Below are 21,555 nucleotides of genomic sequence, written 5' to 3' on the forward strand. Positions count from 1 at the left end.
CGCGGTTCGTGGGCCTGTGCAGAGTGGCTCCTACGGCATGACAGGGTGAGCTCATGGCTGACACCCCCCAGCGATCGGTCTCCCTGCGGCGCACCGGCTCACGCAGCTACGTCGCCACCAACCCCCGCGGCGGCGAGCTGAGCTTCGGCGAGGGCGCGGACGGCGAGTTCACTCCGGTCGAGCTGCTGCTGACCGCGATCGCCGGCTGTTCGGCCATCGACATCGACTACATCACCGCGCGCCGGGCCGAACCGGAGACGTTCGAGATCGACACCACTGCCGACAAGATCCGGGACGGGGCCGGCAACCGGCTCGAGAACATCGAGATGGTGGTCCGGGTCAGCTTCCCCGCCGGCGACGACGGCGACGCGGCCCGGGCCGTGCTCCCGGACGCGGTGGCGAAGTCGCACGACCGGCTGTGCACGGTGAGCCGCACCGTCGAGATCGGTACACCCATCGCCGTGCGGATCGACAAGGGCGAATAGCCGAACGACGGCAGCCGTCCGGTCATTGGCCAGGTGACGCTGCCTCAGCGCGGCGCGCCGGCGGCGACCCGCGCCTCGTAGCGCGCGCGAGCCTTGGCTGCCTCGGCCTCGCGGTCCCGTGGCGGCGCGTTGGTCACCCACCCGTCGAGCAGATGCCGCGTGATGTGCGCGATCTCGGCGACCGCGTTGTCGAACGCCTCGCGGTTGGCCTGCGACGGGGTGCGCGTCCCGGCGATCTTGCGCACGTACTGCAGCGCGGCGTCGTGGACCTCGTCGGAGGTGGCGGGCGGGGCGAGGTTGTGGAGGGGCTTGATGTTCCGGCACATGCTTCGAGAGTAAGCCGATCCCCCGACAGTGCCGCCACTTCCGGACAGGGATCGGCACCTCACCAGCGCCCTGCCATGGCACGCCGACGAGCCAGGCATACTCCCGCACCACCAGGCATGCATCCATGGTGCGGCGGGAACACCCATGCCGAACGTGATCATTTCGGGGTCGACAGGCGGCGCTCCAGCGGAGTGCGGAAGCTGGGAATGATCGACGCTGACTCCAGGCGGCCGTGCAGGTCGGCGGCCGCGGTCTCCACCGCCGCGGCGGCCTCGGCACCGACGTCCTCGAGCAGTTCCCACACGATGTCGCCCTCGCGCATGCCCCAGCCGCCGACGATGCGGCCGTTCCACCACACGGTCGGGCCGATGTTGCCGTTGCGGTCGAACAGCTCCTCGCGGTGCGGGCCGAGGAACCAGTCGCGTTCCTGCCAGCCCATCGGCGTGGGGTCCAGCGCGGGCAGCAGTGCCGCCGCCGGTTCCGCGTCGTCGTCGCGTTCCGGCTGCGTGTCCGAGGCGAGCACCACGCCGGGTACGCCGTCCAGGTCGACGTCGACGGTGTCCAGGCGCGCCAGCACGGCACGGGTGACACCGAGCGTCCAGCCGGTCCACCACCGCAGGTCGGCGACGGTCGCCGGCCCGAACGCCTCCAGCCAGCGCCGGGCCAGCGTCTCCCGCGCGGCGTCCTCCGGCACGGCGGGCATCCCGTCCGGCCACAGTCCCCGCACCGATGCCCACCGGTGCTGCCGCGACAGCCAGCTACCGGCCGGGCGGCCTCGCACGATGCGACCGTCCGCGCCCATCAGCGTCAGCACCCGGCTGGTGATGTTCTGCTTGACGTCCCACGGCTTGTCGGTGGTCGGAAGGGTCGCGGTCCGCAGCCGCGGCTCGGCCTTCGCCAGCTCCGTCGCCAGCGCCTCACCGAGCTCGTCGACGGCGCGCTCGGTGCTGACTTCGACGTCGGCGAGCCAGGCGGCGACATCACCCTCGATGCGGGGCTCGGTCGGCAGCGTGCTCAGGTGCTGGACGAGCTGCCGCCGCAGCCGGTCGGCGATGGCCAACCCGGCGGCGCTGTGCACCACGGGCGCGAAGTCCGTCGGCGCCACGAACATCGTGCGGCGCATCCCGATCATCTTGACCAGTGACCGGTCGTCGTAGAGCGCCGCGGACACGTCGGCCACTTTCGCGCCGGGGCAGCGCGCCAGCGCCGACAGGTACACCGTCGCCGGATCGGTGGCATGGAAGACCACCAGGTCCGCCACGGCCTCGGCCACGGATTCGGCCCGCCGGCCGGACGCCAGATGGTGACGCCGCGCCAGCCGGCGGCGTCGCTGCTCGACGCTGATCCTCAACACGCGTCCGATCCTGGCACGTCGGTCCGCGCCGCAGAACCGGGCCAGCGGGTCAGCACATCGACCACGGAACGGGAACGAAACGGGCGAATCGCTTGACAGCGTCCGTAAGGTATGGATTTGGAAGGTTTCTTCTCACACCGTGGACTTCCGGGGGGCTCCGTGAGTCAACACAAGGCAACGGAAGAACGGCGCTACCGCATGGAGCTGGCGGTCGTCGTGGCCATCGGGGTCGCGCTCGCCGTCATCGCGGTCGCGACCATCCTGGCGCTCAACCCGTCGCCGCGGGAGAACCTCGAGGAGTACGGCGGCCTGTCGGCGAGCATCGACTGACGACCGGCCCCACGTCACGTCCTGGCCCTGCGTCACGTCCTGGCCCTGCGTCACGCGGAACACCGGGAATCGACCCCGCGAGCGGTACGGAAGAGCAGCAGGCCGCCGGCCACACCAGTCGCGGCCGACTGTCCGCTTTCAGCCACGTCGTGGTCTCGGCATTGCCCGGCCGATCGAAGTCCCCGTAACGTGCCGGACAATCCGGCCGGCCTCGCCGGCGCTCGCGAGCCGCCACTTGGAACGATTCACGAGGAGGCCGACCATGGCCGACCGCCCCGACGACGCGACCTTCTCCCGGCCAGCAGCCGGCAGCTTCCCGGTGACCCGCCGCACCGTGCTGGGCACGGCCGCGGCGACCGCGGCGGCCGGCACCGGCGCACTCGGCTTCAGCTCGCAAGCAGCCGCCACCGCGGAGTCCACCACGAGAGCGGCGGCCGCCGCCGGCGCCGGACCACTGCGGCTCGCCGGTCTCACCACCGAGTACGCGCCCACGCTGCTCGGCACCGATGTGCGGCGGCCGCGCCTGTCGTGGGTCGTCACGGCCGGCGGCCACGGCGCCACCCAGACCGCGTATCAGGTGCTCGTGGCGTCCGCGCCGGAGCTGCTGGAAGTGGGCCGGGCGGACGTGTGGGACTCCGGCCGGGTGGAGTCTCCCGAGTCCGTCGGCATCGAGTACGGCGGACCCGACCTGGCACCGCGCACTCGATACCACTGGCGGGTCAGGCTGTGGGACGGCGCCGGGCGCGGCACTCGCTGGAGTGAACCGACCTGGTTCGAGACCGGCCTGTTCGACGAGGGTTTCGGCGCCGCGGGCTGGATCGGCGCCGCGCCCGACCCGGCCACGACGCCACGTGACGTCGACGGCACGTCGTGGATCTGGCTGCCCGGCGCCACCAGCGGCGGTGCCCCGGCCGGTCCGGCGTGGTTCCGCGGCCGCCTGGCACTGCCGGCGGAGCTGGAGGTAGCCGCCGCCCACCTGGTGATGACCGCCGACGACGACTACACCGCGTACCTCCAGGGCCAGCCCGTGCTGCACGCGCCGCAGCAGGTCGACGGGTGGAAGTCCGCGGAGGTCGCCGACATCACCACGCTCGTGACCGCGGCTGTGGGTGGCGACCTCGTGATCGCGGCAGTCGCGCACAACCGGGGCGCCGTCGCCGTCAATCCCGGCGGTCTGCTGGCCAAGCTCGTCGTCACGACGGGCACCGGCGACCACCTGGTGCTCCACACCGACGGGTCCTGGCGCGGCAGCGACGCCGAGCAACCCGGCTGGGAACAGCCCGGCCACGACGACAGCGGGTGGGACGACGTCGCCGTCCTGGCCCCGTACGGCGAAGGACCGTGGGGCCGTCAGGTCACCGTGCCGCAGCGCGAGACGCTCGACCTGCTCGGCGCATCCTGGGTGTGGAGCCCGGACGCGACAAAGTCGGATGCGCCCGAGGGCGACCGCTGGTTCCGCGGCCGGTTCCCGCTGCCGGCCGGCCTCGAGGTCGAGTCCGCCGACCTCGTCATGACCGCCGACGACGACTACAGCGCGCACCTGCAGGGCGAGCCGGTCCTGCACGCGCCGCAAGCGGTCGACGGGTGGCGCACCGCCGAGGTCGCCGACGTGACGGAAGCGGTGACGGCCGCCATCGCCGGCCCCGAGGGCGCCGAGCTCGTCCTCGCCGTTCGCGCCACCAACCGGCCCGGGCCGTCGGTCAACCCGGCGGGGCTGATCGCGAAGCTGCTGATCCGCTCCGCCACCGGTGACGACCACGTCATCGTCACCGACGCGTCCTGGCGCAGCACCGCCGCCGAGCAACCCGGCTGGGAACAGCCCGGCCACGACGACACCGGCTGGGACGACGTCACCGTCCTGGCCCCGTACGGCGAGGGACCGTGGGGCGGCAACGTGTCGGTGACCCGGCCGGAGAAGCCCGCTCCGCTGCTGCGCCGCGCCTTCACCCTGGCCAAGCCGGTCGCTCGGGCGCGGCTCTACGCCAGCGGTGTCGCCTACCATGACCTGCACCTCAACGGCGTCCGTGTCGGCGACTCCGTCCTCGACCCGGGCTTCACCGACTACGACGAGACCGTCCTCTACGTCACCCACGACGTCACCGCTCTGCTCCGATCCGGCGACAACGTGCTGGCCGCCGAGCTGGGCCGCGGGTTCTTCGGCATGACCACCGACAACGTCTGGCGCTGGCACCAGCCGCCGTGGCACGGCGAGCCGCGACTGATCGCCCGGCTGGTGGTGGAGCACCCCGACGGCGGCACCACCGAGGTGGTCTCCGACCCGGAGTGGCGGATCACGAGCGGCCCGACGGCGTCCAATTCGCTGTTCGCCGGCGAGTCCTTCGACGCCCGGCTCATCCCGGACGGCTGGACCGCGCCCGGCTTCGACGACTCGGCGTGGTCGGCGGCGACCGGTCTCGACGGCCCGGCCGGCATCCTCACCGCGCAGGAGAACGAGCCGATCCGCGTCATCGAGGACGTCGCACCGGTCGAGCTGACCGAGCCGGTGCCCGGGACCTGGGTGGCCGACTTCGGCCGGACCACCGCCGGCTGGTCGAAGCTGCGGGTCACGGCACCGGCGGGCACCACGATCCGGCTGCGCCACGGCGAGACCGTCGCCGCCGACGGCACCGTGAACGCGTCGACGGGGCACGTCCCGGGCCGCTTCCAGGTCGACGAGTACACGACCCGCGGCACCGGTGAGGAGGTGTGGGAGCCGAAGTTCTCGTACAAGGGGTTCCGGTACGTGCAGGTGGACGGCCTGCCGGGTGCGCCGACGCCCGAGACCGTCACGATGCGCGTCGTCTACTCCGACGTCCCCGAGGTCGCCACGTTCGAGTCCGACCAGCCGATGTACGAGCAGCTGGAGCGGATGATGCGCCGCACTATTCTCAACAACCTGCACAGCATCCCGACCGACACGCCCATGTACGAGAAGAACGGCTGGACCGGGGATGCGCAGGTCGGCGCTCCGACGATGGCCGAGACACTCGGAATGGCCCGGTTCTTCACCAAGTGGCTGGGCGACCTGCGCGACAGCCAGATCGGCTCCGGGCAGGTCCCGGTCATCGTGCCCAGCGGCGGCTGGGGCTATCAGGAGCTGGCCCCGGCGCCGGAGTGGACCACCGTCTACCCGTTCGTGCTGCGCGAGATGCACCGCTGGTACGGCGACCACCGCGTCCTGGCCCAGCATTGGGAACCGGTGCTGACGTACCTGGACTGGGAGCTGGGCCGGCTGCAGAACGGGCTGGCCGTCACCGCGCTCGGCGACTACCTGTCGCCCGGCACCGGCGGCAACCCGCCCGAGGACACCCGGCTGACGGCGACGGCGTACCTGTACCGCGCGCTGCTGGCCACCGCCGAGGTGGGTGACCTGCTCGGACACGCCGCCGACGCGGCCCGATTGCGCACCGCCGCCGACGGCCTGCGTACCCGCCTGAACGAGACGTTCCTCGACACCGCCCGCGGCCTCTACCGCACCGACCGCGACCCGCACTACCGGCAGACCTCGAACGCGGTGCCGCTGGCGTTCGGGATGGTCCCGCCCGACCACGTGGACGCCGTCGTCGCCAACCTGGTCGCCGACGTCGAGGCCCGCGACTGGCACCTCAACACCGGCTGCCTGGGCACCAGCGTGCTGCTGCCGGTGCTGACCACGCATGGGCACGCCGACGCAGCCGCGAAGATCGCGCTGCAGCGCACCCAGCCCAGCTGGGGGCACTGGATCGACAACGGCGCGGACACCATGTGGGAGATGTGGCAGGTCGACACGCGCTCACGCGACCACTACTTCCACGGCACGGTCGTGCAGTGGCTGTTCGAGCACGTCGCCGGCCTGGCGAACCTGGACGACGGCTGGCGGCGGTTCCGGGTGCGGCCGGACGCGCGCAGCCAGGTCGGTTCCGCGTCGCTGGCCATCACGACGGTGCGGGGCGCGGCCAGCGCTGCGTGGACGCAGACCGGCCGGTCGCTGCGGCTCACGGTCGTGGTGCCGGTCGGCTCGACGGCCGAGGTGTGGGTGCCGGCGGAATCCGCCGACGACGTCACGGCGGCACCGTCGCGACTGGTCACCGACGTCCGGGCGGAGCCGGGCTGGGCCGTCTACACCGTCGGCGCCGGCGAGTGGCGGTTCGACAGCCGCTCCGCACCCACCACCCCGTGATCGTCAAGACTTCGCCCGATGATGGCCGGGTCAACTCTTGATGATCATGGGGACACGCGGGCACATGTGACCGACATCCAGGAGTTCTTCGCCAAGCTCCGCTGACCGGCCCAACTACTCTCGGAGCATGCGTTCCTCGTCCCCACGTGCCGGCGGCGCCCTGCTCGGACTGCTCATGGCCGTGGCGGGCGTCGCCGGCACGTGGGCGAGCTGGAGCTACTTCGTCGACACCGCCACCGGGCAACGGCTGGACGCCGCCGCCTTCGAGGGCTCGGCCATCGGCCGCAACACCCTGTGGCGGGGCGCCGAGCCGGTACTCGACGTGGTGTCCGTGCCGTTCATCGTGATGGTGCTGGGCGCCGCGGCGCTGATCGCGGTGATGCGGCGCCGCTGGTTCCTCGCCCTGCAGGTGACCGTCCTGGTGGGCGGCGCGAACCTGACGACCCAGGTGCTCAAGCACGGCATCCTCGACCGGCCCGCCCTGGCCGCCGACGTCGGACCGGCCGGCAACTCGCTGCCCAGTGGCCACACCACCGTCGCGGCCAGCGTGGCGGCGGCACTGCTGCTCGTGGTCCCGAGACGAGCCCGGCCCCTGGTGGCGGTGCTCGGCGCCGGCTACACCGCGCTCACGGGAGTGTCGACCATGATCGGCGGCTGGCACCGTCCGTCCGACGTCGTCGCCGCCATCACCGTGGTGCTCGCCTGGGCCGGGCTCACCACCGTCCTGACGGCGCTGGCCAGCCCGGAACGGGTGGACGACGGCCGAACCGGCACTGCGGCCACCGCGGCGGCCGCGGTGGTGTTCCTGGTGGCAGCCGCCGGCAGCGGTGTCGTCGCCGTGCGGTCGCTGCAGAGCACGCGCGATCTGCTGGCCGAATCAGGCGCGGTCACCGCCCGGGACGATCTCGCGACGGCATATGTGGGCGCCGGCCTCGGGGTGGTGTCGACGACGGCGTTGACGTTCGCGGCGATCCTGGTGGCGCATCAACTCGCCAGCGGCCGGGCCCGAGCCGAAACCGCCCGCGGCAGCTCCCGGAGAAGGACGCGTGTGTGAGTTCCGTAGCCGGCGCCGCGCCGCGATGGTCAAGAGTTGACATAGTCTTCCAAAGAGGGCTACACAACGACCGTGACGGGCGGCACACTGAACTAATGACCTCTCGTACACCGGCCGCGAGGCCTGTTCTTCCTTCTAGTCCTTTTCGCCCCGTCACCGCTCCGCCACTCGAGAAGTTCGCCGTCGACGACCTCGTCACACACGATCGGCACGGACTGGGCCGCGTCGTGAACGTCCCCCGCGAGAACGAGGTACACGTCGACTTCGGCACCGCGGTGCGTCGCATCGCACTGCCGAACCCGAAGGTCACGCGCCTGTAGTCCGGCTCATCGGCACCACCGTTCAGCTCCTGGAACACCCGGCTTCCGGTCGCCTGGCCTGCCCGCTGCGAAGGTCCCGGGCGGCCGGAACGCCGTCGTCACCCCACCCGTGACACGCCGCGCAGCCTGTCCGGGTTGCGGAACACGAGCAATCGGGTCACCTTGCCCTGCGCGGTTTCGATCATGGACGCGCTGTCCAGCCGGTCACCGGCCCACGCCAGGACGCCGGGGGCGCCGTTCAGCTCGACGAACTCGAACCGCAAGCCGTCCAGGTCGCCCTTCGCGAGGATGCCCACGATGAATCGCGCAACCTTGTCCGCGCCCGTCACCGGACGACGCGCGGCCTGAGCCTTGCCGTCGGCGTCGTTCACCATGACCACGTCCGGCGCCAGCACCTCCAGCAGCGACGTCATGTCGCCTTCCAAGCAGGCGCGCAGGAACCGTTCGGTTGCCTCGCGGCGCTGCCCGGGATCGGTGTCATACCGCGGGCGGCGGGCCTGCACGTGTTCGCGGGCCCGGTGCGCCACCTGCCGCACCGCCGGCTCGCTGCGTTCGAGCGCCGTCGCGATCTCCGCATAGGAGTAGCCGAACACCTCCCGCAGCACGAACACGGCGCGCTCCACCGGGCTCAACGTCTCGAGGACCACCAGCATGGCCATCGAGACGTCCTCGCTGAGCTCGACCCCGTTGGCGGCGTCCGGGCCGGTCAGCAGGGGTTCGGGCAGCCACGGCCCGATGTACGTCTCCTTGCGGGTGCGCAGCGTCCGCAGCCGGTTCAGCGCCAGCCGGGTGGCGATCCGCACGAGGTAGGCCTTCGGTTCCACGACGTCGGCCCGATCCGCCGCCGACCACCGCAACCAGGTGTCCTGTACGACGTCCTCGGCGTCGGCCACGCTGCCCAGCATCTCGTAGACAACCGTGAACAGCAGGCCGCGGTGCTGGTGGAACGGGTCGCTCACGGGTTCGGCTTCGTCGGTTCGAGAGCGATGCGAGCCATGGCACGGGTCCTTCCGTCGACAGGGAGTCTCCCCCATATGACACGGGGCACCAGCCGGACGTGACATCGGCGTGGCGGCGATGTGGCAGAGTTCCCGGCGATGCGCGCGTTCACGTACCCCGAGGTCGGCGCCACCCGCGACGCCGGGCCGCTGCCGGCCGGCTATCACCATGTGCGGATGCGCGAGCGTGTTGGCCACGGACGGTCGGCGTTCGAGGCGGTGGCCGAGGGCACCGTCACGTGGTCGCTGCACCGCAGCATCGGGCTGCGGGTCACCGCCACCGCCGAGCGCGCGGCCGAGGGCGTCGAGGTCACCAGCGCGCTCGCCGTCGGGCCGGTTCACCTGCTGCGCATCCCGTGCCGGGTGGTGTGGGTGCTCGACGAACCCGGCCGCGCCGGCTACGCCTACGGCACCCTGCCCGGGCACCCGGAATGCGGCGAGGAGTCGTTCGTCACCGAACTCGACGACGCCGGCGACGTGTGGTTCACGGTGACGGCGTTCAGCCGGGCCGCCGCCTGGTACGCACGGCTGGGCGGACCGCTGACCCGGGGCGTGCAGCACCTGGCCACCCGCCGCTACGTCGCGGCCGCACGAAAGCTCGCCGGCAGCTAGGTGTATCCGGCCATCACGTTGGTGGCAGGCGGCTGATTGGTGGGAGGCCGCCGAGTGCGCTGTGGCGTCGTCGAGTGTTGTAGTACTCGATCCAGGGGTCAAGAGCCGCGGCGCGTTCGGTGTTGCTGGTGAAGACCTGCCGGTAGGCCCACTCGGTCTGCAGGGTGCGGTTGAACCGTTCGACCTTGCCGTTCTGCCACGGGCAGTGCGCCTTGATGAACCTCTGCCCGATGTCCAGCTCCTTGCAGACCTGGCGCAGCGAGTACCGGTATGCCCAGGCGTTGTCGGTGATCAGGCGTTCGATCCGGGGGATGCCGTGTGCGGCGAAGTAGCCGGCTGCCCGTGCGAGGAAGGCCGCGCAGGTCGGGCCCTTCTCGTCGGGCAGGATCTCTGAGTAGGCCAGCCGGGAGTGGTCATCGACGAGTGAGTGCACGTAGTCGAACCCGACCCTGGTCGTGCGGTTGCGGGTGGCTTCGCGGTTCTCCCGGCCGTGGGCGCGCCAGCCGCCGCCGTCGGGGATCTTGCCGATCTTCTTCACGTCCATGTGGACCAGCTCGCCCGGGGCGTCGCGCTCGTAACGCACCGTCGTGGTCTTCGACGCCCGGATCACCTCACCCGTGAGCGGGTCGCACTCGCGCAGGTAGGGCACGTCGTGGCGGCGCAGGATCCGCGACACCGTCCGCGCCGGCACCCCCAGCTCGGGACCGATCCAGTCCTGCCCGCGGCGTTCGCGCTGCCGAAGGTCGATGACCTGCTGTTCGATCGCCTCGCTGGTCCGGCGCGGAGACGAATGTGGACGCGAGGAGCGGTCGTGCAGGCCGGCCACGCCCTCGGCGGCGTAACGATCCAGCCAGGACTTCACACACTTGCGGGAGATGCCCATCGCCTTGGCGATGTGCGCCTGCGCCCAACCGGCGCGGTGACGCTCAACGATCAACAGCCGGCCCTGGAACGTGGTGCGGGCGTTACGGTGAGACACGAGAGCCCTCCGGATGGGTCGTGCAGCCTTCGACAAGCCACACCCCACCCGGGGGCTCTCACCTGTTCAACCCGACACGCCCGCTACCAACCTCTTGGCCGGGTACAGCTAGGGCGCGTCTCAGTCGCTCGTTGCATGACAATCGCCGAATGACCAACGACCGCTTCATGCTGATCCACGACCCGGAGCTCCAAGCCAGGGGCGAGCGAGTCCTGGGCGTCGAGTTCAAGGCGATGAGCGAGAGGGTGTTGCGGGCCACGGAGCTGACCTCTCGCCTCAACGTCCTCCCGTTCGATGACGAGGCGGGCAAGGCGGCACTGCTCGAACAGATTCTGGGCCGCCCTCTCCCAGAGAGAGTGACGATCTACCCGCCCTTCTACACCGACCACGGCCTTCGCTTGGACTTGGCAGAGCGGGTCTTCATCAATCAGGGCTGCACATTCCTCGACTACGCCGGCATCCGGTTGGCCGAGGGCGTGATGGTCGGCCCGAAGGCCACGTTCATCACGATGGGCCACCCGGTGGACCCCGACGAGCGGCGCCAGTTCCTCTCCGGTGCACCCATCGATGTGGCGGAGAACGTGTGGATCGGTGCCGGCGCGATGATCCTGCCCGGCGTCAGCATCGGCCGCGACTCCGTTGTCGCGGCCGGGACGATCGTGGCCGACGACGTTCCGGCGGCGAGCCTGGTCGCCGGGCCCAAAGGCACCGTGCGCCGACGTTGGTAGGACATGCTCGGCTGGTTGTATACCGTGGACGCCCGGCCGGCCGGTAGACCTGGAGCGTGACGCCCTTCGGAAAGGCTCGCGAGTCGACACGTCGAAGAGGTTCATCTCGTCGACGAGGCTGTTCCCGAGCAGCCAGCGGACCAGCTCGCCGCTGCCTCGTGGGCGACCACTCACCCCTGCTACGAACGCGCCTGCCCCGATCCGACACCTCACCCGGGGTTGTGGCCGGCTCGTGACACGGACCTCGACGATCTGCCCGTTATGGTGTAGGAATCGAAGAAGAGATCACGTCGGCCGTGCCGGCGGGGTTCTCTCCCTACGGCAATCGACCACCGGGCCGCAGGCGACGTGCCGAGAGGGCAGCGGACACCGATCCGCCGCCGTGGACCAGGACACCACCGGATCATCGATCTCGGGCCGTTGGCAGCCCGATCAGGCGACGAGGCAACGCTGAGCACCGACCCACGGGCCCGTGGCGGCGCTCCCCATGCCGGTTGCGGCCCCGGCTCGCTGCGGAGGCCGGGGTCGCAACCTCCGCCGCACACCGGCATGCTCGTCCCATGCCCGACCGCGCGCTCGACATCCCGGCCGAACGGCTGCCCGCCTGGCTGGCCGGGTTCGCGCGCCGGCACGGCAGCACCCACCACGAGGCCGGGCCCGACGCCGTCGTCGTCCGCGCTGCCGACGGCGCCGTCGCTCGCTGCGCCGTGCCGTTCCCACCACTGCACCCCGACGACGACGCGCCCTTCGGGGGGCTGCTGGCGCACGCGGCGACGGACCGGCGGGTCGGCGTCCTCCTCGTGCGCCGGGGCGGCTACGCGGTGGGAGTCTTCGACGGCACCCGGCTGATCGCCTCCAAGGTCGGGTCCCGGCACGTGCAGGGCCGCACCGCGGCGGGCGGCCAGTCGCAACAGCGATTCGCCCGGCGGCGCGAGAAGCAGGCCCGGGAAGCCTTCGAAGCAGCCGCCGACGTCGCCGCACGGGTGCTGCTCCCCCACCTGGCGAGCCTCGACGCCGTCGTCACCGGTGGCGACCGCGCCGCCGTCGACGCCGTGCTGACCGACCGGCGGCTGGCAGGGCTTCGGTCGCTGACGGCGGGCGCGCCGCTCGCCGTCCCCGATCCGAAGCTCGCGGTGCTGAAGCAGACACCGGCGCGGTTCCGAGCGGTCCGGATCGCGTTGTCGGAGCCGGAACCGGAACCCTCAGCCGAACCGTGATCGGGCCAACACGCGAGACTTCCGGCGGTGTGTGGTGGCCGTCCGCGGGCAAGGCGTAGGTTAGCCAGTGACAGGCTTCGCGCCTGGACGATCGTCGTCGAGAGGAATTTGAGGAATGGCTGCCTATTCTCTTCCGGATCTCCCCTACGACTACGGTGCGCTCGAGCCGCACATCGCCGGCCAGATCATGGAGCTGCACCACTCCAAGCACCACCAGACGTACGTCACCGGCACCAACACCGCGCTGGAGCAGCTGGAAGAGGCCCGCTCCGCCAACAAGCTCGACACCGTGAACCAGTTGCAGAAGAACCTGGCATTCAACCTCGCCGGGCACGTCAACCACACGGTGTTCTGGAACAACCTCTCGCCCGAGGGCGGCGACAAGCCCGACGGTGAGCTCGGTGCCGCCGTCGACGAGTTCTTCGGTTCCTTCGACGGCTTCCGCGCGCACTACACGGCGGCCGCGCTGGGCATCCAGGGCTCCGGCTGGTCCATCCTGGCCTGGGAGTCCATCGGCCAGCGCCTCGTCATCGAGCAGCTCTACGACCACCAGGGCAACCTGGCGGCCGGCACCGTCCCGCTGCTCATGCTCGACATGTGGGAGCACGCCTTCTACCTTCAGTACAAGAACGTGAAGCCCGACTACGTGGCCGCGTTCTGGAACATCGTCAACTGGCCGGACGTCGCCGCGCGGTTCGAGGCGGCCCGGTCGAAGACGGCGGGTCTCATCACGCCGTGAGCAACCGCTGAGGCGGTCGGCACCCTGCCAGCCACCTCGCACCGACGGAGGCAGCCGTGTTCAAGCCACCGCCGCAACCGCACCGGCGCGGCACCGCCCTGCGGGTGGCCATCGCCGCGCTGGTGCTCGGGTATGCGGCGGTGGTGTCCGGCTGGCTGCTGTCCATCCTGTGAGCGCATCGCCGCTCCGTCACGCCCGCGTCGCCGACGCGGGCGTTTGTCGTCCGCCGCTGTGTCCGGGCTCACACCGGTGATCGTCACGCTCGACCCCGCCGGTTCCGTCGTCTCGGTGTCCACGCATCACACCGAGAGGACCGACATGACGCAACGCCTGAACGTCCCCACCGTGGCGCCGGAGGGGTACCGCGCCGTGCTGGGTCTGGAGCAGTACGTCCAGGCCAACCTCGACCACACCCTCCTGCATCTGGTCAAGATGCGCGCCTCGATCATCAACGAGTGCTCGTTCTGCGTCGACATGCACAGCCGCGACGCGGTGGCCGCCGGCGAACACCACCACCGCCTGTACGCCACCGCGGCGTGGCACGACGCGCCCTTCTTCGACGAGCGGGAGCGGGCCGCGCTCGCGCTGACCGACGCCGTCACCCGGCTCTCCCCGGGTGGGGTGCCCGACGACGTCTGGGACACCGCCGCGAAGCACTTCGAGGAGCGTGAGCTCGCCGATCTGTTGCTCGCCATCGTCACCATCAACGCGTGGAACCGCATCACCGTGCCAACGCGGACCGAGCCACCACAGCGAGGGTGACCATCGACGCGGCGACCGACCTCCAGCGCCACCGGCCGATGCTGCTGGGCATGGCGTACCGGATGCTGGGCTCCACCGGCGATGCCGAGGACATCCTCCAGGACGCCTACCTGCGCTGGAGCTCGGTCGACCGCGCCGACGTGGCCGAACCGCGCCGCTACCTGTCCCGGATGGTCGCCCGGCTGGCACTGGACCGGCTGCGTGAACGGAAGGCCCGCGAACGCTATGTCGGACCGTGGCTGCCGGACCCGATCATCACCGGCGGGACGCCAGCCGACCCGCAGGAGACCGCCGAGCGGCGCGACACCCTCTCCGTCGCCACGCTGTTCCTGATGGAGCGTCTCGATCCGGTCGAACGGGCCGTGTTCGTCCTGCGCAGTGCGTTCGAGCTGCCGTACGCGCAGATCGCCGAAATCGTCGAGCGCACCCCCGAGCACTGCCGGCAACTACACCGCAGAGCCGCCGCCCGGCTGGCCGACGACCGCCGCCGCTTCGCGCCCAGCCGCCGCGAACACGCCGCGCTTCTCGACCGGTTCCTGCGCGCCGCCCGTGACGGTGACCTCGCCCGGCTGCGCGCCCTGCTGCACGACGAGGTCGTCGCCTGGACCGACGGCGGCGGCAAGGTCAAGGCGGCTCGCAACCCCGTGCGCGGCGCGGACAACGTGGCCCGGTTCTTCGCCGGTATCCACAGCCGGCACCGTCCGCCCTTCGTCGCCGTCGAGCTCAACGCGACACCGGGCGCGGTGCTGGGCCTGGACAACCCACAGGCCGTCACGTTCACCGTCGTCGACGGGCGCATCAGCGGCCTGTTCGCCGTCGCCAACCCGGACAAGTTGGCCCGGCTGCCCCTGTTGACGCCGGTCACGTGATCGCACCGCTCGCCCGCCGGGCCCTCTACGCCCTGGCTTCAGTACTGGATGCGTCGGGTGGCCGAGGCACAGGGCGCCTGACCTGGCATGGTCACGCTGCTTGCAACACCCGCTGGTCGTACAGGCGGTCCGCGGCGTCCTCGCCGTCGGCGACGAACGCGACCAGGTAGGCGCGCAGCTCGCGGCCGAACAGTTCCACGTCATCCGGGCCGAACCCGGCGATGGTCGCGAGCGCCGTCAGGTCCGCTGCCTCCGAGTCCACCACCGCCTCGACCATCCAGTGCGGGTCGAGGCCGCACGCCCTCGTCAGGCTCAGGACCGTCTCGCCTCTGGCGAGCGCGGCTTCGAGCGCACTGGGCGTCACACCGAGCAGATCCGCGGCCGTCGTCATCGCGTACATCGCCGTCCTCCTCCGGCGAAGAAATCTCATCTCCGCCTCGTGGCACTGATCCTTTCCGGCGAACCTGAGAGGAACCGAAGACGGCGCTGAGAAACCCGTATGACTGTTCGGCCGTCGGGTACGCGAACAGCCGAAGCCGGGCCATGCTGGTGACGGACCGAGCCGACCGATCGGAAGGAACGGCGACGATGCTCAGGAAGGCGACCCGCGACGCGAAGGCCCAGATCACCGACGACCTGCTCACCCGGATCGACGCGTGGTGGCGTGCTGCGAACTATCTCTCGGTCGGGCAGATCTACCTGCTGGACAACCCGCTGCTCCGCGAACCGCTGCGGGCCGAACACGTCAAGCCGCGGCTGCTCGGCCACTGGGGCACATCACCTGGACAGAACTTCCTCTACGCCCACCTGAACCGCGCCATCGTCCAGCGCGACCTGGACATGATCTACATCTCCGGTCCCGGGCACGGCGGCCCGTCGCTGGTCTCCGCCGCCTGGTTGGACGGCACCTACAGCGAGGTCTACGCGCACGTCGGCGACGACGAAGCCGGCCTGCGCGAGCTGTTCCGGCAGTTCTCCTTCCCCGGTGGGATCCCCAGCCATGTCGCGCCGGAGACGCCCGGTTCCATTCACGAGGGCGGCGAACTGGGCTACGCGCTCGCGCACGCCTACGGCGCCGCGTTCGACAATCCCGGCCTGACGGTGGCCACCGTCATCGGCGACGGGGAGGCGGAAACCGGGCCGCTGGCCACCTCCTGGCACAGCAACAAGTTCCTCAACCCGGTGACCGACGGCACCGTACTGCCGATCCTGCACCTCAACGGCTACAAGATCGCCAACCCGACGGTGCTGGCCCGCATCCCACGCGCCGAACTCGAGTCGCTGATGGTCGGCTACGGACACACGCCGTACTGGTTCGACGGCGGCTTCGACGACGAGGATCCGATCGACATCCACCGCCGCTTCGCCACTCTTCTCGACGAGGTGCTCGACCACATCGCGGCGATCCGCGCCGAAGCCGCCGACAACGGCCGCACCGACCACCGTCCACCCTGGCCCATGATCGTCTTCCGCACCCCGAAAGGCTGGACCGGGCCGCGAGAGGTCGACGGACACCAGGTCGAGGACACCTACCGCTCGCACCAGGTGCCCATGAGCGCCGTGCGCGGCAACGAGGAGTACACCCGGCTGCTGGAGAGCTGGATGCGCTCCTACCGGCCCGAGGAACTGTTCGACGACGACGGCCGGCTCCGCGCCGACCTGCGCGAGCTGTCGCCGTCGGGAACCCGGCGGATGAGCGCCAACCCGCACGCCAACGGCGGGCTGCTCACGCGGGACCTGACGCTGCCGGACTTCCGCCGCCACGCCGTGCAGGTGCCGGTGCCGGGCGGGACGGTTGCCGAACCCACCCGTGTGCTCGGCGTGTGGCTGGCCGACGTGTTGCGTGCCAACCCGACCACCATGCGTGTGTTCGGCCCGGACGAGACCGCGTCGAACCGGCTCAACGCCACGGTCGACGTGGCCGGCAAGACCTGGCTGGCCGAGACGCTTCCGGTCGACGAGGACCTGTCGCCGGCCGGCCGGGTCATGGAGATGCTGTCGGAGCACCAGTGCCAAGGCTGGCTCGAGGGTTACCTGCTGACCGGCCGGCACGGACTGTTCAACTGCTACGAGGCGTTCATCCACATCATCGACGCCATGTTCAACCAGCACGCCAAGTGGCTCAAGGTGTCACGCGGCATCCCGTGGCGAGCACCCGTCCCGTCACTGAACTACCTGCTGTCGTCCCACGTGTGGCGGCAGGACCACAACGGCTTCTCGCACCAGGACCCCGGCTTCATCGACCACGTCGTCAACAAGAAGGCCGACGTCATCCGGGTGTACCTGCCGCCGGACGCCAACACGCTGCTGTCCACCTACGACCACTGCCTGCGCGGCCGCGACTACGTCAACGTCGTCGTCGCCGGCAAGCAACCCGGGCCGCAGTGGCTGACCATGGACGAAGCCATCGCGCACTGCACCCGCGGCATCGGCATCTGGGAATGGGCCAGCAGCGACGGCGCGGACGGCGACCCGGACGTCGTGATGGCCTGCGCCGGCGACGTGCCCACCATCGAGACCCTGGCCGCGGTCGACCTGCTGCGCTCGGAGCTGCCGGACCTGAAGGTCCGCGTCATCAACGTCGTCGACCTCATGCGACTGCAGGACGAACGCGAGCACCCGCACGGGCTGCCGGACCGCGAGTTCGACGCGCTGTTCACCACGGACAAGCCGGTCGTGTTCGCGTACCACGGCTACCCCTGGCTGATCCACCGGCTGACCTACCGGCGCACCAACCACGACAACATCCACGTGCGCGGCTACAAGGAGGAAGGCACCACCACCACGCCGTTCGACATGGTGATGCTCAACGACCTGGACCGCTACCACCTGGTGATGGACGTCATCGACCGGGTGTCGGGGCTCGGCTCCCGGCAGGCGGCGCTGCGGCAGCGGATGGCCGACGCGCGGCTGCGCGCCCGGCAGTACACCCGCGAACACGGCACCGACATCCCAGCGGTCGCCGACTGGGCGTGGCCCGCGGCGCGAGAGCTCGGCCTTCCGGGCAGCACCGGCGACGACACCGCCTCCGATTTCGCCACGGCCGCCCCGGTGAAAGGGGAGAGCACCTCCGGCTGAGCCGGCGTCGTCACCCCCCCGGGCTCGCCCGTAAATGATCACGTTCGGCATGGGTGCTCCCGCCCCACCACGGATGCATGCCTGGTGGAGCGGGAGCACCCATGGTGGACGTGATCATTTCGAGGTCAGGTCGGCGCGGAGGACGTGGAAGGTGCGCGTCACGGTGAAGCCGGCGTCGAGGTAGAGGCGCCCGGCGGGAGTGTCGGGACCGGTCCACAGGAACCACGCGCTGTGGGCGCCCTCAGCGCGCATCTGGGTCAGCGTCACGTGAAGCAGCACCTTCCCGAGGCCGAGACCGCGGCGGACCGGGGCCACGCCGAACGGGCCGAACCGCTCCGGCAGCCCGCGGTAGGCGCCGTAGGTGGCGAAGCCGACCATGACGCCGTCGGGGTCGCGGCACACCACGACCCGGTCCGGCCGGCCGTGCCGCAGCACCGACTGCCGGATCGCCTCGCCCCAGTCGGGGGCGAGTTGGTCGGCGGCGAAGGTCATGACGTCGGGGAGGTCGTCGTAGCGGGCCGGCCCGAAGGTGAAGCCCTCGGCGTTCCGCTCGGCCAGCAGGTCCGTGACCGCGGCCGGCATCGCGTACGTCGCCAGGCCCAGGTCCATCGCGACCGGCTGATAGAGCGTCCGGAACCCGAGCCGTTCCAGCAACCGCAGGCCCTCCGGGTACCGTTCGGCGTCCAGGCCGGGCAGGAAGTACGCGGGCGGGTACGCCGACCAGTTCGCCCAGGCTGCGCCGCTGTCACGCAGGAACGCCAGTGCGCGTTCGACGAGCTTGGTCCCGATACCGCGCCGGCGGGCCGCCGGATGGACGGTGCCGATGGTCAGCCAGCCGCCGGCCGGGTCGACGGGTATGGGGCCGGCTTCGCGACGACCGGCGACCGCGTGGACGAACCCCACCGGCCCGGTGCCGTCGACGGCGACGATCAGCCCGTCCGGGTCGAAGTTCGCATCGAGCAGGATGTTCTCGGCGAACCACTCGCGGCTGACCGGGTCGGCCGGCTGCCCGGCCTCCGTCAACGCCACCAGCGCTTCGAGGTCGCCGGGCCGGTAGCCACGCAGCCGGGTCATGTGAGCACCTCCACCGGGGCGTCATCGCTGCTGGCCAGCGCGACCGCCCGGTCGGTGCGTGCCAGGCAGCCGCGCAGGGTCAGCTGCGCGGTGTAATAGTCGATGTACCGGAACCCATAGGTCTCGCCGCGGGCGAACGCCTGCCCCTCGATCGCGGCCCGCCATCGCTCGTAGGCGTCGGCGGAGACCGGCAGGTACGTGTCCGCGGCGAACCCGTGGGCGTCCTCCCAGTTCTCCGCGTAGAACAGCCGCCCGACGCCGTGCCGCTCACCGTCGCTGGGCGCGCCGCCGTCGCCGGGAGCCCACCCGGGCAACCCGGCGAGGAAGCGGGCCCGTTCGGCGACGGTGGAGGCGTTCTCGTGGTCGGTGTGGATGCTGTTCCTCCAGTGCGCGATCAGCCAGTCCGGCCGGACCGCCCGGATCAGCCGCGCCACCCGGGCCGCGACGTCGTCGGTCGCCGGCAGGAAGCCGTCGGACAGATCGTCGAAGACGTGGAACTCCGCACCGATGCCGGCCGCGAACGCCTGGCCTTCGGCGATCTTCTGCGCCTTGTACTCGTCGACGCCCAGCCGCGGGTGTCCGCGCTCCCCCGGGGTCAGGGCGACCAGGACGGCCCGGCCGCCGTCGTTCACCACCTGTGCCAGCAGCGGCCCGGCCGCCAAGTCCATGTCTCCGATGTGTCCGCCGACGGCCATGACCGTGCGCGCTGCCACGTCCCGCTCCTCCTGCCGAAGTCAGTTTCCGGAACCGCCATCCTCTCCGGTCAGTTCCTCGTATAACGAACAGGTCCACCCCCGACGCCCTGGAGGTACCTCGGATGTCCCCGAAGACCCGCCGTCGCCTACTGATCGGCGTGGGCGGCCTGGCCGCGCTAGTGGTCCTCGTCGTCGGCGGAACGTACCTCTACGTCAACGTCATCAGCGACGACGCCCCCGCTCCGCTGGCGCTCGAGACCGGCTCGCCGGACGGGGATGGGCAGGCGGTGTCGGCAGCGGACCTGGACGGCACCTGGACCGTCGCCGACGGGTCCGAGGCCGGCTACCGGGTCGACGAGGTGCTCAACGGCCAGGACAACACGGTGGTGGGCCGCACCAGCGAGGTCACCGGGCAGGTCGCCGTCGCCGACGGTTCCGCCACCGAGGCCGAGGTGACGGTCGACATGGCCAGCATCACCACCGACAGCGACGCGCGGGACGGCCAGTTCAGCGGCCCCATCATGCAGACCGACGAGTTCCCGACGTCGACGTTCACGTTGACGGAACCGGTGCCGCTGGACGAGCTCGGCGACGGGCCGGTCAGCCTCACGGCCACCGGTGAGCTCACGGTGCGCGACGTCACCCGCCCGGTGGAGGTCCAGCTCGATCTGCAGGTCTCCGGCGACGACGTGCAGGTGGCCGGTTCCGCTGAGATCACGTTCGCCGACTTCGAGGTGGACCCGCCGAATCTCGGGTTCGTCCGGGTCGAGGACCAGGGCACCGTCGAGTTCCTGTTGACACTCAGCCGGAGCTGACGGGACCACCTCGCTCGTCGTCAGCGCGGCGGTGCCGGCGGCACACTGCCCGGTGCCGGCGGCACACTGCCCGGCGCGGGCGGCTCGTTCGACGGTCCGGGCGGAGGAGGCGGGACGGCTCCGGCCGCGGCCGGGCCCGCCGAAGCCCCGGGCTCCCCCGGCGCCGCCTTGTTGCGATTGCGGGCGAGGAAGAACAGCAACGCGGCCAGCGCGACGACCACGACGACGATCAGGATCCACAGCCAGACCGGCAGCCCGTCGCCGCCGGCGCCGCCGGAGTCCGCGGACCGGGCCATGATCTCGACGTTCTCGCCCGGCACCGGGGTCCAAGTGACGGTGGTGCCGTCGAGCTCACCGTTGTGTTCGCGCACCTCGCCCGGGAACGTGATGCTGAGCTGCAGGTCGAACGACTCCATCATGCCCTCGAGGTCGCCGAGGTCCCCGAGGTCGCCGCCGAGCTCGTCCTCGAGGCCTTCCAGGTCCTCGCCAGTCATGCCGCCCATGTCCATGTCGGACATGTCCATAGTGCCGCTGACGACGAACTCGTCGCCCTCGTGCACGATCTCGAAGCCGCCTTCGTCCTGGCTGAACTCCGAGAGCGCTACGCCGTCGAAGACGAACCGCTGGCCGACGTAGTCGTCGTCCTCGTACTCCTCGACCTCGGTGTCGTCGGGCAGTCCGCCCTGCTGTTCCAGCTCGTCGAGGAGGGCGTCAGGGTCCTCGCCCATCGATTCGGCCATGGCCATGACGTCGCGGCTGACGGCGAAGACCATTTCGCCGTCGACGGTGTCGTCGGTGTTGACGTCCAGCTCCATATCGACTTTCAGGCATCCGGTCAGCGCCGCCGCCATCACGGCCACGGCCAGTGCCCGCACTGGGGTCGCTCGTCTCATGGGCGCAGCCTGGCACAACGATCATGCTTCGGGCACCTTCTACCGCCGCGAATTCCCCGGCTACGGT

Annotated in this window: 20 protein-coding genes and 1 pseudogene; 12 read left to right on the top strand and 9 right to left on the bottom strand. The window is 70.9% G+C overall.

What is annotated here, in order from left to right; genetic code table 11:
- The first annotated feature begins 53 nt into the window (after positions 1–53).
- Entirely contained in the window at positions 54–485 is a 432-nt protein-coding gene (locus JIAGA_RS0125765) for an OsmC family protein (RefSeq protein WP_026877886.1), read from the top strand.
- 44 nt (positions 486–529) lie between these two features.
- Here JIAGA_RS0125765 and JIAGA_RS0125770 read toward each other — a convergent pair whose 3' ends face one another.
- Both JIAGA_RS0125770 and JIAGA_RS0125775 read right to left on the bottom strand, forming a co-directional pair.
- Positions 530–811, bottom strand: coding sequence for a DUF2277 domain-containing protein (locus JIAGA_RS0125770; protein ID WP_026877887.1), 282 nt, complete (start codon positions 809–811; stop codon positions 530–532).
- A 158-nt stretch (positions 812–969) separates the two neighbouring features.
- Positions 970–2,166 (bottom strand): winged helix DNA-binding domain-containing protein, encoded by a 1,197-nt coding sequence (locus JIAGA_RS0125775; protein WP_026877888.1) that lies wholly within the window; start codon positions 2,164–2,166, stop codon positions 970–972.
- A 159-nt stretch (positions 2,167–2,325) separates the two neighbouring features.
- On the opposite strand from JIAGA_RS0125775, the gene JIAGA_RS34830 reads away from it, so the two are divergent.
- The 3 genes from JIAGA_RS34830 (at position 2,326) to JIAGA_RS32450 (ending at position 7,709) form a co-directional block, all read left to right on the top strand.
- Positions 2,326–2,496: a hypothetical protein gene (locus tag JIAGA_RS34830; protein ID WP_157553524.1), complete on the top strand. Its 171-nt coding sequence runs from the start codon at positions 2,326–2,328 to the stop codon at positions 2,494–2,496.
- Positions 2,497–2,758: 262 nt separating this feature from the next.
- Positions 2,759–6,655, top strand: coding sequence for a family 78 glycoside hydrolase catalytic domain (locus JIAGA_RS0125785; protein ID WP_051426519.1), 3,897 nt, complete (start codon positions 2,759–2,761; stop codon positions 6,653–6,655).
- Positions 6,656–6,782: 127 nt separating this feature from the next.
- Positions 6,783–7,709 (top strand): phosphatase PAP2 family protein, encoded by a 927-nt coding sequence (locus JIAGA_RS32450; RefSeq protein ID WP_051426520.1) that lies wholly within the window; start codon positions 6,783–6,785, stop codon positions 7,707–7,709.
- A 342-nt stretch (positions 7,710–8,051) separates the two neighbouring features.
- On the opposite strand, the pseudogene JIAGA_RS36475 reads toward JIAGA_RS32450, so the two are convergent.
- Both JIAGA_RS36475 and JIAGA_RS0125800 read right to left on the bottom strand, forming a co-directional pair.
- Positions 8,052–8,120: pseudogene (locus JIAGA_RS36475) on the bottom strand (hypothetical protein); the annotation flags it as partial.
- Positions 8,121–8,127: 7 nt separating this feature from the next.
- Entirely contained in the window at positions 8,128–8,988 is an 861-nt protein-coding gene (locus tag JIAGA_RS0125800; RefSeq protein WP_026877890.1) for an RNA polymerase sigma-70 factor, read from the bottom strand.
- Between the two features lie 138 nt (positions 8,989–9,126).
- On the opposite strand from JIAGA_RS0125800, the gene JIAGA_RS0125805 reads away from it, so the two are divergent.
- A complete protein-coding gene (locus tag JIAGA_RS0125805) occupies positions 9,127–9,639 on the top strand; it encodes a DUF1990 domain-containing protein (protein ID WP_035812983.1) in 513 nt (170 codons plus the stop codon).
- Between the two features lie 13 nt (positions 9,640–9,652).
- Here JIAGA_RS0125805 and JIAGA_RS0125810 read toward each other — a convergent pair whose 3' ends face one another.
- Positions 9,653–10,618: an IS481 family transposase gene (locus tag JIAGA_RS0125810; RefSeq protein ID WP_084469459.1), complete on the bottom strand. Its 966-nt coding sequence runs from the start codon at positions 10,616–10,618 to the stop codon at positions 9,653–9,655.
- Between the two features lie 149 nt (positions 10,619–10,767).
- Between JIAGA_RS0125810 and JIAGA_RS0125815 the strand changes: the two genes are divergently transcribed.
- The 5 genes from JIAGA_RS0125815 (at position 10,768) to sigJ (ending at position 14,933) form a co-directional block, all read left to right on the top strand.
- Positions 10,768–11,346, top strand: coding sequence for a sugar O-acetyltransferase (locus tag JIAGA_RS0125815; protein ID WP_026877892.1), 579 nt, complete (start codon positions 10,768–10,770; stop codon positions 11,344–11,346).
- A 560-nt stretch (positions 11,347–11,906) separates the two neighbouring features.
- Positions 11,907–12,563 carry an acVLRF1 family peptidyl-tRNA hydrolase gene (locus tag JIAGA_RS0125820; protein WP_026877893.1) on the top strand — a complete coding sequence of 219 codons (657 nt, stop codon included), beginning with the start codon at positions 11,907–11,909 and terminating at the stop codon, positions 12,561–12,563.
- 115 nt (positions 12,564–12,678) lie between these two features.
- Complete coding sequence (locus tag JIAGA_RS0125825; RefSeq protein WP_026877894.1) at positions 12,679–13,302, top strand: superoxide dismutase; 624 nt, start codon at positions 12,679–12,681, stop codon at positions 13,300–13,302.
- A gap of 318 nt (positions 13,303–13,620) precedes the next feature.
- Positions 13,621–14,064, top strand: coding sequence for a carboxymuconolactone decarboxylase family protein (locus JIAGA_RS0125835; protein ID WP_035815345.1), 444 nt, complete (start codon positions 13,621–13,623; stop codon positions 14,062–14,064).
- Positions 14,061–14,933, top strand: a complete 873-nt coding sequence (sigJ, locus tag JIAGA_RS0125840; protein ID WP_211239853.1) for an RNA polymerase sigma factor SigJ — start codon at positions 14,061–14,063, stop codon at positions 14,931–14,933. Before JIAGA_RS0125835 ends, sigJ begins: the two co-directional genes overlap by 4 nt.
- A gap of 91 nt (positions 14,934–15,024) precedes the next feature.
- Here sigJ and JIAGA_RS0125845 read toward each other — a convergent pair whose 3' ends face one another.
- Positions 15,025–15,333 carry a hypothetical protein gene (locus JIAGA_RS0125845; RefSeq protein ID WP_026877897.1) on the bottom strand — a complete coding sequence of 103 codons (309 nt, stop codon included), beginning with the start codon at positions 15,331–15,333 and terminating at the stop codon, positions 15,025–15,027.
- 188 nt (positions 15,334–15,521) lie between these two features.
- Between JIAGA_RS0125845 and JIAGA_RS32455 the strand changes: the two genes are divergently transcribed.
- The gene (locus tag JIAGA_RS32455) at positions 15,522–18,011 is read left to right on the top strand and encodes a phosphoketolase family protein (RefSeq protein WP_051426756.1); all 2,490 of its coding nucleotides are present in this window, start codon (positions 15,522–15,524) and stop codon (positions 18,009–18,011) included.
- A gap of 114 nt (positions 18,012–18,125) precedes the next feature.
- Here the strand turns inward: JIAGA_RS32455 and JIAGA_RS0125855 are convergent, their stop codons facing one another.
- Positions 18,126–19,085 carry a GNAT family N-acetyltransferase gene (locus JIAGA_RS0125855; RefSeq protein ID WP_026877898.1) on the bottom strand — a complete coding sequence of 320 codons (960 nt, stop codon included), beginning with the start codon at positions 19,083–19,085 and terminating at the stop codon, positions 18,126–18,128.
- Complete coding sequence (locus JIAGA_RS0125860; protein ID WP_026877899.1) at positions 19,082–19,798, bottom strand: PIG-L deacetylase family protein; 717 nt, start codon at positions 19,796–19,798, stop codon at positions 19,082–19,084. Before JIAGA_RS0125860 ends, JIAGA_RS0125855 begins: the two co-directional genes overlap by 4 nt.
- A gap of 104 nt (positions 19,799–19,902) precedes the next feature.
- On the opposite strand from JIAGA_RS0125860, the gene JIAGA_RS0125865 reads away from it, so the two are divergent.
- Positions 19,903–20,595 (top strand): YceI family protein, encoded by a 693-nt coding sequence (locus tag JIAGA_RS0125865; RefSeq protein ID WP_026877900.1) that lies wholly within the window; start codon positions 19,903–19,905, stop codon positions 20,593–20,595.
- Positions 20,596–20,615: 20 nt separating this feature from the next.
- Here the strand turns inward: JIAGA_RS0125865 and JIAGA_RS0125870 are convergent, their stop codons facing one another.
- Positions 20,616–21,488: an LppM family (lipo)protein gene (locus JIAGA_RS0125870; protein WP_157553526.1), complete on the bottom strand. Its 873-nt coding sequence runs from the start codon at positions 21,486–21,488 to the stop codon at positions 20,616–20,618.
- Between the last annotated feature and the right edge of the window lie 67 nt (positions 21,489–21,555).

This window comes from Jiangella gansuensis DSM 44835 (genome assembly GCF_000515395.1).
GTDB lineage: Bacteria > Actinomycetota > Actinomycetes > Jiangellales > Jiangellaceae > Jiangella > Jiangella gansuensis.